Consider the following 11,299-nt stretch of genomic DNA (forward strand, 5'->3'; position numbering starts at 1 on the left):
TATTTTATTTTTTCAAAAGCTCAACTGCCAGGTCCCTGAGTTTGAACTTCTGCACTTTTCCACTTGCAGTAAGTGGATAATCATCCACGAAGAAAACATGTTTCGGAACTTTGTAGCGTGCTATTTTTGAGCGACTATAATCCCTTACATCCTCTTCGGTGAGTTCATTTCCGTCCTTGGGGACCACAAAGGCTCCTACTATCTCACCGTATTTCTCATCAGGTATACCAACGACCTGTGCACTCTTGACACCTGGTACTGTGAACAGGAATTCTTCGATCTCCCTTGGATAGATATTCTCACCGCCACGGATTATCATATCCTTTATACGACCAGTGATGCGGTAATATCCGGCTTCATCAACTGTTGCAAGGTCTCCGCTGTGCAGCCATCCTTCCTTGTCAATTGCTATCTCTGTCATTTCAGGCATCTTGTAGTATCCTTTCATGACATTGTAACCACGGCAGCATATCTCACCCTGAACATCCGGTCCCACATTTTCTCCTGTTTCCGGATCGACTATCTTCACCTCTATCTCAGGCAAGGAAGTTCCAACTGTACTGACACGGCGCTCGATAGGATCATCTGTGCTGGTCTGGGTAAATACAGGTGATGCTTCTGTAAGTCCGTAGGCAATGGTAATGTCCTTGCAGTTCATTTCATTGATAACCTTTTTCATAGCTTCAATAGGACATGGAGAACCTGCCATGATACCTGTTCTAAGTGAGGAAAGGTCGAACATTTTGAACATCGGGTGGCTGAACTCTGCAATGAACATTGTTGGCACACCGTAGAGGGCTGTACATTTTTCTTTCTGGACTGCAGCCAGCACCATGAGCGGGTCGAATAACTCGATTATCACAAGTGTACCACCATGGGTTAGAGTTGCAAGTACACCGAGCACAATTCCAAAACAGTGGAAGAGCGGTACGGGCAGGCAGACTATATCTTTTTCAGTGAATTTCTGCCTTTCTCCGATATAGTATCCGTTGTTTAGGATATTGTAATGGGTCAGCATGACACCTTTCGGGAAACCCGTTGTTCCTGATGTATACTGCATATTGATGACATCATGTGTGTCGAGTGTTTTCATGATCTTGTGAATCTCTTCATCATTGCCATGATTTCCCAAAAGGAATAACTCACGGGTGCTGTACATTCCCCTGTGTTTTTCCTGACCGATGAAAATAACACTTTTCAGACAAGGGAACTTCTCGCTCTTAAGATTTCCACGGCTCTGTGTCTTCAGTTCAGGAACCAGTTCATTGATCGTGTCAATATAACTTACGTCCCTGAAACCGTCGATAATGGCAATGGCTTTCAGGTCAGCCTGTTTCATTACATACTCGACTTCATGGATCTTGTATGCGGTATTGACTGTAACTAGAACAGCACCGATCTTTGATGTTGCGAACATGAAGGTCAGCCAGTCAGGCACGTTCGTTGCCCATATACCAACTTTGTCACCTTTGCCTATACCAAGCTCTATTAGTCCCTTGGCCAGCATATTGACACGCTCGTCGAATTCTTTATAGGTGAATCTCAGATCCCTGTCGGGATAGATCATAAATTCCCTGTCCGGGTCATTCATGACCTGTTTCTCGAAAAAACCACCAATTGTATCATTTGTAAAAGGCATGATTAATTTCTCCTTGATATCATTTACAACTATCACTTTCTTCCTGCAGGTGCTCTTCAAGGTCTTTCCTTCTGTCATCAGGTATAGGAACCGATTTCTTATTGATGAAATCGTAGTGAACAATTGTAGATCTGCCTATTGCACCAATTTTCCCGTTTTGCCATGCTTCCTGGGTTACTGTGAATGATGAGTTACCTATCCTTGAGATGTAGGTGAGTATATCGACGTCTGCTCCATAGAACATTTCACCTACGTAATTGTACTCTGTCCTTGCCATGATAAGTTTCCAGTTCTCATAGCTCAGGTCAAGGTCAGGAGTAAACAGTCTGAATACAGGATTACGAGCCTGTTCGAACCATATGGCAATGGCAATATTATTGGCGTGTTTTAATCCGTCAATATCACCGAATCTGGGAGTAACAGTTGTTTTGAACATATTGATCTTCTTTATTAGTAAGGAGCGTATACGACTGCCAGTATCTTTGCATCTTCATTACCCATTGCATGGACATAGTGAGGAACTATAGAATCGTAATAGATACTGTCACCGCTTGAGAGCTTGAAGCTGTCCTTTCCGTAAAGGATCTCTATCTGGCCATTGAGTACGTAAATGAACTCTTCTCCTTCATGTGAAGATTGTTTTGCCTCACCTGATCCAGGAGGATGAACATCAATTATGAATGGTTCCATATGCCTGTCAGCCTTGTCACTAGCAAGTGAAAAGAAGTCTAGTGTGCTTTTTTCACATGTGTCGCAGTTACCGGAGAACTTTACGATATTTTTTGAAGCGCCGCTTTTAGTAACCACAGGTTCGTTGTGAGGAGCATCATCAAGGAAAGTGCCCAAACGAACTCCAAGAGCCCTTGCGATTTGCATCAGGGGAGTCAATGAAGGAACAAGTGCACCATTTTCAAGTTGTTCGATGAGTTCACTGTTTGTATTGCTACTTTTTGCCAGTTCTTCCACAGACATTTTCTGCATTTCACGTATCTGGCGTATTTTATCGCCCAATTGGTTCTTTTCAGCCATTGTGTATTCCTCTTATTGTTTTTGTCAAAATCGTGTTCTAATGCTTATGATATTTTGAGTTATAACATTTACCTTATTGTAGTATTTCAGCATATTATAGTGGAATTTTATGAACGTTAGTGAAACAAAAAACGACACGGCTATTATTAAATTGTTCGCTTTGATTAATACATCCGATAGCACTAAATTGGATTTTTTGATGGCATTTAAACATTGTAGCGAGTTTGCAGGAATATCACCAAGTGAACTAATTGTAGTTCTGGAATAGGGGCTCTGTATAAATCCTTATTTGAAAAATAAAAACAATCTTGAAATACTCATAAGAGGATTTCGATAAACTACCATCAATACTCATACAATTTAATAAAATTTAAATAATAGCAAAGCAAATTTACTATTATGGATTCTTTTACTGATTTTGCCTTAAATGAAGAATATAAGCGTCTCCAATCTGTCGGAGATAAGCTTGCTGAAATTGAATATTTAGTAGATTGGAAGCCTTTTCGCCCTATTCTGGAGTCAATGTACATAAACAGAACAGCTTCAGGCGGACGGCCTGAAGCTGATGTTATTGTAATGTTCAAGATGCTTGTTCTGCAACAATGGCATGGTCTTTCTGATGCTGAGCTTGAAAAGCAGTGTATTGACAGGATATCCTTTAGGAAATTCCTGGGATTTCCTGAATATGTACCAGACAGTACAACTGTCTGGTCATTCAGGAAGAGAATTATCGACAATGGTAAAGAAAAAGCGGTGTGGGATGAAATGCAGAATCAGCTTGATGCTCTTGGTTTGAAGATTAAAAAAGGAATGATCCAGGATGCAACTTTTATTCACTCAGATCCAGGACATGCAAAAGCAGATGTACTCAGAGGAAAAGATGCGAAAACAAGAAGAAGCAAAGATGGAACCTGGACTAAGAAAAATGGTAAATCTCACTTTGGATACAAACTTCATACAATTATTGATAAGGATTATGAACTAATCAGAAGATTTGAGACAACAACTGCATCACTTCACGATTCACAGGTTGATCTGTCTGAAAAGGGTGAAGTGGTGTATAGAGATAAAGGATATTTTGGAGCAATAGCAAAAGGTTTTGCAGCAACAATGCAACGAGCTGTAAGAGGACATCCTTTAGGAATAATGGATATCCTCAGAAATGAAAGAATAAGTGTGAAAAGAGTCCCTTGCGAAAGAGTGTATGCAGTGACAAAAGAAATATTTAAAACCAGAAAGGTTCTTGTTACAACTGTAGAAAGAGTGAATGCAAAAATGTTGATGACAGCTTTTTGTTTTAATCTGCATCAATTGAGGACACTAAAAACCAAAGGAGTAATTTAGGATAGCGGAAGCTATACTAAAAATAAGGATTAATGAAGAGAAATAAACAAAATGATAAAAAATGAGAGGATATAATTGAGTTTGAATACTTTAATGATCTAAAATGAGGGAATATCGAAATCCTCATAAGTTTTTCCCCTCTCCCCCAAACTCCCTCACCCCTTTTTTTTATAAACAGGAGTCCTTATAGTAGGCGTTTTATCATCCTTATTCCATGTAATACAAAATTACACTTAGAGAATCCATCATCTTTCAATCAGAATATAATCAATCAGGAAAAATTGAAAAATATCTTTAATATCGGATAGTATATTTTCAATGATCATTAGCTTTCATTCTCGCCTGAATACCGAGGATTTCTACAGAGTCGGAATGGGAGCAACTGAAATAGCGAGTTTAACAGTAAGCCAATTTAAATGACAAATTATAGTTTCACATTCATAAATAATAAATATATACTGTGGTGTGGATGTTGCTATATACTTTAACATCCAAACTAATATGGGGTTAATTATACATGCACAGTTTATTATAATTAATGGGGTGGGCTATGACAACTCTTTTTAATGATTGTTAACTGTGTTAATTTTTCATGTAATAAATTTATTTTATGGGGAAATTAATTTATGACAGATGAAAGGTTCCAAGGCACGGGAGAAAAGGAGACCAGTGTTTCCAGAGATGAAGCTTTTAATGTAGTTGATTTAATTGAAACCGAAATTAACAAACGCGTTGAGCAGCTCGAAAATCACTATGAAAGCCGGGTAGGTAAAACAGGAATAGATGAAGAAACAATATTATCATCAATCGATAAGAACCTATCAATCAGTGATTCAATTCAAACCAAAATAAATGAACGTATTTCAATGCATGTGGCTAAGTCCAGGGTGTATGAAGAAAAAGCAGAAGTTGCCTTTAAAAATTTCATTCCATCAAAAGTATCGGAGGAATTGCGTAAAGATACGACTTACATTTCCTCGGACGATAACCAACAGACAGCTCAGGAAACGATTATCAAAGCCGACCTCGCCCAAACGGCGGAAGTGAAATGGAAAAAAGGTATTACTCTAAGCCTATCAGATAAGGATTTGAGTGAACTTGGAATTCAAAAAGTTGATGACGGGTCTACCGGGAATGTCCAACCAGACAAACTGATGGCCTATATTGAAAAACGAACATTGCAGACTGAATTGTTTGCCAGAACAGATTTGCTTACCAATTGTAAAGTAAGCAAAGTTGCTGAACAGGTCCTTGAAGATATGATCTTTTCTGAACCTGTTGAATCCACAGATACAACTCAATCGGATATCTTTGAGCAAAATACTGACAGTGAAGGAAGTGAATTAACAGTAGATTCTTTGGTGAAAGACCAAGTTGCCTTGCAAATGAAGCATACCACTTCCCCGGAGGCTAAGTTGAAATTTGGAATTTCGGATCGCGCAAGTCAAAAGGATATTGAGCTGGATACGAAAGGATTCAACATAAGCGGTGGTCCGGCAGATGTGGCTGCTTATCATGATTTTTATGATCTTCAGATTGCTTTCCGTCATATATGGACTGAATTGTTCGATCAAGAGTTGGCTAAAAAAGGAAAAGAGCTTTATGAGGAAGCTCTCAAAGAAAAAGAGTATAAAGGTATAAAAATACCGAAAGACACGGTCACCTCAGTTGAGGAGCTTAAACAGTTTAAGGACTACTTGCGTCACACCAAAGAAAAAATCGCTGGTGATGATCCAAGATTTAAAGAAGTAAAAACCTATCTTTTGCCGGAAATAACGGCTTTTCAATGGAGTTGTTTGGACGAGCCAACACAAGATGCAATATATGGTCTAATGCTTAGTTTGAAGGCAAGTTCCTCTACATCTGGTTATGCTCCAGGTGCCGCCGAAAAGGTGGTATTTCAGGAACAAACAGATGCTCGTAAAATACTTGTTACTGCCCTTAATAAAAAAAGCAGAATTGAAAATCTATTTGAAGATCTGGAAGAACGTTTGAAGGGAAAATACTCATTCGATGTTTTTGCAAAAAACGCCATCAACTTTGGTATCCTTGTTAACTATAGGCAAAAGTGGAACCCGCTGAATTATCAAGTCGGTGAACTTGTATCTACTATACCAATGGCTCCAAAGGAAGTACGCCGATATACAAAGAAAAAAGTCGTAAAAAAGAGTAGGGCCATCAAAGAAATAGAGAATGCACTACAAATCAAAAAAATGGATTCTTCTGATACCTATCGTTCACATGCCGAGATTATTCGCCGTGCCACGAACAAAACAAATTTCAATCATACGGCTGAAGGAGGGGTTAATTTTGCTGTTTGGAACGCAAAAGGAAACCACAGTATGACAATTGATGCTGCCAAACACTCCTCTCAAACAAAAAAGGAATTTCGCGAAGCCGTATTAAAGGCAGCACAAGAATACAAAAATGAATATAAGCTGGAGATAAATACGACTACTAGTGAAGAATATGAAGAGGCAACATCAGGCGAAATCAGTAACCCAAATGACGAAATTTCGGTTACGTACTTATTTTATGAACTTCAGCGTCGTTATGAAGTGAGCGAAAAAATCCATAAACTGACTCCGGTGGTATTAGTAGCCAATGAAGTACCTCGTCCAGATGAAATTGATGAAGATTGGCTGCTGGCCCATGATTGGATTTTAAGACGAGTAATCCTCGATGATTCTTTTGTTACCGGTTTAGATTACTTATCTGATAAGTTTGTTGGGGATGAGCTGTCAGTGGATGTACTTCAAAATAATCTAGATATACAGCTGAAAATTGTTGATAAGGTAACACAACAAGTAACTATGACCTCCAAAGCCCTTGAGAAAACCCAAGAGGCTCTTGATATAGCCATGGACAAATATGCTCAGAGTTTAACCAGCAAGAATGAAGGGTTCTTGTCCGATGTTAATACCTTTTTATTTGGCGGAGCATCAGATACGTCAGAAACGATCTAGGCCCGGGCAGAAGCAGCCAAGGAAACATTCCAACGTGCCGAGCGGAAAGAAAAAGAGATGCGCACACGCCTTCAACACGAAGTAACGGCACTGGAGTCTGCGACCAGTAAATACTCTCAAGCTCTTGAAGAACAATTTAATCGCAGAACTGAGATTCTGAGACTTCGAGTGCATGTGAAAGATAATATCCTTTATTATATACAGGCTATTTGGGACCAGGAACCACCAGACCAGCGCTTTTTTAGACTCTACCAACTTAAAGTCCCAGACATTAAGTATACTCCTGGAATTAAATCCGCACCTAGTGAAATAGATGTTTGGGTGGGCGGTAAAAAAAAGCAATTCATAATCGATTTAAGTATTCCTGCACAAATTGACGTTAATTATAAGAGCTTAATAGAAGTCGCAGACCTTGACAACTTGCTTGGTTACAAAGGAAATTACATGATCTTTCCACTTAAACGAAATAATCCCGTGACCCTCTATATGATGCAGGACTATATGGACCTGCAAGAAACAGCACAGCTATGGGATCCAGATGAAGCAGGCAATTACACTATAGATGAATTAAAACAATTAATTCGATGTTATTTTGAGATAAATCCAGGTGCTTTTACAGAGGACGTAAGGAACAAATATAGGGATTTGCTAATTAAGCGCCTCATGGACCCCCATCGTGACAAAGAAATCGTTATCGCACCGACAGATTCCCTATATATCGAGGCGTTACCAGGCAAGCATCCAATTCTCGAGGATTTCAAGCTTATCCATCGGGTCGTTGATGTTAAAAAGGCACAATCTGAAGTGCGTCACGAAGAACTGGAGAATATTCGTCTGGCAGCCAGGGTAGTTAAAGGTGAATTTGATGACCCGGACGTGGAGAAGAAGATTGTTATTGAAAAGGATACAGACGTTAGTGTCTCGACGGAGTCCTAAGTTGAATATGGATGGTTTTCCATGGCAAATCCTCCAAACTATTCACAGTTGAGTTCTCGTGGTACTGCAACCACGAGTACGACTCCGAATTCACGATTAAATGTACGTCCTCATACAGTATTTCGTTATCGGGGTATGAAAAGGGAGTCGGTACAGCGACTTGACAGTTATGCAGCCTCCCTGCGGCAAGGGATGCAAGCCAGCGTAAGAACAATGTCCAATAGCCAACTTTTGGACGAAGCTAAGCTGCTGAACACTCGTCTTTTTGAATCAAAAGAAGAAATTGGTCCACAGGAAAAAGAAGCTATTGCAGAAACCTTGATATTAATGCGACAAGAGCTTGCGTATCGTATTCAAAAGGCTGCAGAACACCAAAAAACGACTCAACCGGTCCTTGAGCATATTAAATGGGAGGGTAAAGGCGGGCATGTCAATGATATCTACCCATTTTTCATGGTTGATTATTGGTCGACCTTTGTAAAAACAAAGTCGCAGTCCAAGTTCATCCTTCCGAAGTCTGCTGAAATCGCCAAATGGACGAATACAAAACTAATAGAAGAAGCAGAAGGACTCAATAATATTTTTCTGAAGTATCTAACGGCGAAAGAAAAAACGAAAAAGGATATAGGGCCGATTGCGGATACATTAATCGTCATGCACAATGATATGGATCGGCGGATTGGGGAGGCAACGAGAAAGCAAATGAAGTTCCTCCCCATTCTCAGAGGAGTTACCTGGCTTAGCGAAAATCTTGCAGGAATTGCAGAAGGGGTTTCCCCGTTTTCAATGATCGATATCTGGAGCTTGTACAAAAGTCCCAAGCAACGACCGAAAAGTCTTGTGAAACGATATGCTTTTGGAGATGAAGTAATAGAGGGGGATGTCCCTCCAAAACCAAAGAAATGTATAGTCCCTACAAGAATTACAGAGAAGAAGGCGGCAGATAGAGCGCGAAAAGCAATTGATATTGCTACTCTCCCGGTGAACTTCAAGGGTGAACTGTGGTATTATTGCATACTATATCGGATGAATAAACGCAATGCTGATATGTGGTGGATGGACCAAAATGCGTTTTTTGCAGCAGGCATTTTTGAAAAAAATTTGTTGATAGACTTGAAGTTAAGGATTGAAAAAGATGCAACAGTTAAGATTACTAAGATAGGGAGTTATACACTTTCAAATAAGCAGATAACAAAACTGAACAAAATTGATAAAGATTGGGCACGAAAAATTGTATACCCTGAAGAATTCGGCATGACTAAGCATAAAGCCGATTTGGAGTGTATAAAGCTTGCAAAAGTGTTAGCTAAACCTGAACTGGACAAATATTGGGTCCGGCATTTGAAAAATAGAAACGCCACTAGAGAATTACTAAAAATAATAAGAGACTCATGGTGCGATGACAGGATTATCTTGACTAAATTAAGTGAACTTCGCAAGAAAATAGATGATGCATTTTCACAGATGAAGACAATTGAAAATAGTGTGCCTAATTGTGATACTTCATCTACGGCGCCCTATCTTACAAGGAAAATTTGTAGTAGATGGAAAAAAGCGGTAGATGATAATAATTCCTTTCTCAACTGTAAAAAAAAATATGGGGATAAATGATAAGGAGCATATGTCGTGGCTAATCGGGTAGTGGGAGTATTTCTACCCGACTACTTTTAACCCGAATTTGAGTTGCGAAAGCTGGTGTGAAGGATCAGAGATTTAAGCGAAAGTATCTTTTACTGATTTCGTAGCTGAGAAAAAGATTCAGGGTGAAACATGGGAAAGGCCTGAAATGTCTATTGTCTGGCAAATTCAGTCGATGATAATTGGATTAGCAAAGGCCATATTGCATCTTGTCTGAATATTGATGATTTGCACAAAGCCGGAAATTTTATTCTTCAATGGCATTGCCATGTCAATAAATTTCCTATTCATTCTCTTGGTTATACTATGCGAAATACCCCTTGCCGGTATCAGTCCAATTTCATGCACATACGGGAAAATATAAACAATATTCATCCCGCATGTACAATTCAGAGTGCTGTGCATATACGCCATATTCAGCACGAACACACCGAACATCAGTCACTTAGAATCAGCCAATTGTTTTATGTCTTTTATTGGTAACTATTCAGCCTGATAAAAACGCTATCAATAACAATCTTGACAAAAAGTTGAAACGTAAATTTCATTAGAATCATTTATTTTGATTGTTGCTATTGATTGCTTTTTTGATTGTTAGATTGTTAGTGAGCAGACATCTCTATTTCGATGAAATCAGTACCAATAGGCAAATCGTGCCAGGCTGAATAGTTACCTTTTATTTAAAATTTCTCACAATCATTCGCAATTCCTCACAATCATTCGCAATTCCTCAAAATCAGTTTCAGAAAGAGGATCCTTGTTCAATTTTTGTTCATTCCAAAGTCCACTCAGTTTTATTTTTTCCTTGGGAGAATGATTGCCTAACCAGTTCACAGAGGGTTTGCATTCAGTACAGAGTGAGAGCGTAGAGATTAACTTTGACTCTAACTCCATTCGTTTGTCTTTATCTGTAACTTCAAATACCACAAAGGAGAAGTTATCCCGGATATATTGGGCAACTTTTTTTTCGGTACTGGCTAGTTTAGCGAAATCGATGCGGTCAGAATGTTTAGCCTTATCCTTTTTTGTTTTGAGCTTGATGTACCATTGTTCAAGAAATGGATCATTATCCTTATTCAAGAGTGCTCTACCGATATGCCCCTGAAATATACTATCATCTTTATTCTCTTTAATAAAATGCTGTCTGAGCCTTATTCTTAGTCTATCATCACCGTTATGTGTGCCTACACGAACTATCCTGTCTGTATTATGTCCAAGCTCACCTTTTTCAAACAGTATATAAATCCCGTTATTCGGAATCCTGTTTATATCAAAGGGGTAACTAATTCTTTCAAGCTCACCAAATAACTGGTGTAGCCTGCCACATTCATCGTTTATTGTTGACATGTTCTTTTAGATATTGTAACTGTTCGCTTATTCTCATCCCTTCTAAGGGAATCTCATACTTTGATATTTGAGGCAACTGGTATTTCCTGTATTTGTCACCTGTAAGAAGCACAAAATCATCATTCTTGATTGCAGTAGTCTTTTTCAATTGAGATAAAACACTTTTGCCCAGTTTTTGATTTCACCCGTACCCATGTTGTTCAAGTTATGATTATAAGACCCTATCTCATCTTCAAGATTCAACAGGCAATGCCTGGCAGACTAAATGAATATCTGGTCTGCATTCATGGACACGGCATACTACAGATTGTATTTGAAAAGGTGTTTACACACAAATCTTCAGGCCTTGCCTATGTTCCAGCTTTTTGCTGACGCATGATATGAGTATATTCTTTGCCAT

The 11,299-nt window shown here is 39.0% G+C and carries 9 protein-coding genes; 4 read left to right on the top strand and 5 right to left on the bottom strand.

All coding sequences use genetic code 11. The annotated features are described in order from the left end of the window. Nucleotides 1-4 precede the first annotated feature (4 nt). Genes WN948_RS14415 through WN948_RS14425 form a run of 3 tightly spaced genes read right to left on the bottom strand, consistent with a single transcriptional unit; the run spans nucleotide 5 to nucleotide 2,668 of the window. Nucleotides 5-1,639, bottom strand: coding sequence for an AMP-binding protein (locus WN948_RS14415; protein ID WP_342306501.1), 1,635 nt, complete (start codon nucleotides 1,637-1,639; stop codon nucleotides 5-7). 19 nt (nucleotides 1,640-1,658) lie between these two features. After that, nucleotides 1,659-2,075 carry a thioesterase family protein gene (locus WN948_RS14420; RefSeq protein ID WP_342304865.1) on the bottom strand — a complete coding sequence of 139 codons (417 nt, stop codon included), beginning with the start codon at nucleotides 2,073-2,075 and terminating at the stop codon, nucleotides 1,659-1,661. A gap of 14 nt (nucleotides 2,076-2,089) precedes the next feature. Then, nucleotides 2,090-2,668 (bottom strand): cupin domain-containing protein, encoded by a 579-nt coding sequence (locus WN948_RS14425; protein ID WP_342304866.1) that lies wholly within the window; start codon nucleotides 2,666-2,668, stop codon nucleotides 2,090-2,092. Between the two features lie 399 nt (nucleotides 2,669-3,067). Here WN948_RS14425 and WN948_RS14430 point away from each other — a divergent pair, with 399 nt between their 5' ends. The 4 genes from WN948_RS14430 (at nucleotide 3,068) to WN948_RS14445 (ending at nucleotide 9,525) form a co-directional block, all read left to right on the top strand. After that, nucleotides 3,068-4,012 (top strand): IS5 family transposase, encoded by a 945-nt coding sequence (locus WN948_RS14430; RefSeq protein ID WP_342303665.1) that lies wholly within the window; start codon nucleotides 3,068-3,070, stop codon nucleotides 4,010-4,012. A 626-nt stretch (nucleotides 4,013-4,638) separates the two neighbouring features. Then, nucleotides 4,639-6,978, top strand: a complete 2,340-nt coding sequence (locus WN948_RS14435; protein ID WP_342304867.1) for a hypothetical protein — start codon at nucleotides 4,639-4,641, stop codon at nucleotides 6,976-6,978. 57 nt (nucleotides 6,979-7,035) lie between these two features. Next, on the top strand, nucleotides 7,036-7,914 hold the full coding sequence (locus WN948_RS14440) for a hypothetical protein (protein ID WP_342304868.1): 879 nt from the start codon (nucleotides 7,036-7,038) through the stop codon (nucleotides 7,912-7,914). Nucleotides 7,915-7,935: 21 nt separating this feature from the next. Beyond that, entirely contained in the window at nucleotides 7,936-9,525 is a 1,590-nt protein-coding gene (locus WN948_RS14445) for a hypothetical protein (protein WP_342304869.1), read from the top strand. A 723-nt stretch (nucleotides 9,526-10,248) separates the two neighbouring features. Here the strand turns inward: WN948_RS14445 and WN948_RS14450 are convergent. Both WN948_RS14450 and WN948_RS14455 read right to left on the bottom strand, forming a co-directional pair. Next, nucleotides 10,249-10,899 (bottom strand): hypothetical protein, encoded by a 651-nt coding sequence (locus tag WN948_RS14450; protein WP_342304871.1) that lies wholly within the window; start codon nucleotides 10,897-10,899, stop codon nucleotides 10,249-10,251. Then, nucleotides 10,880-11,071, bottom strand: a complete 192-nt coding sequence (locus tag WN948_RS14455) for a DUF6884 domain-containing protein (protein ID WP_342306502.1) — start codon at nucleotides 11,069-11,071, stop codon at nucleotides 10,880-10,882. The genes WN948_RS14450 and WN948_RS14455 overlap by 20 nt, the downstream gene beginning before the upstream one ends. Between the last annotated feature and the right edge of the window lie 228 nt (nucleotides 11,072-11,299).

The sequence above is a fragment of the Methanolobus sp. ZRKC5 genome, assembly GCF_038446525.1.
Lineage (GTDB): Archaea > Halobacteriota > Methanosarcinia > Methanosarcinales > Methanosarcinaceae > Methanolobus.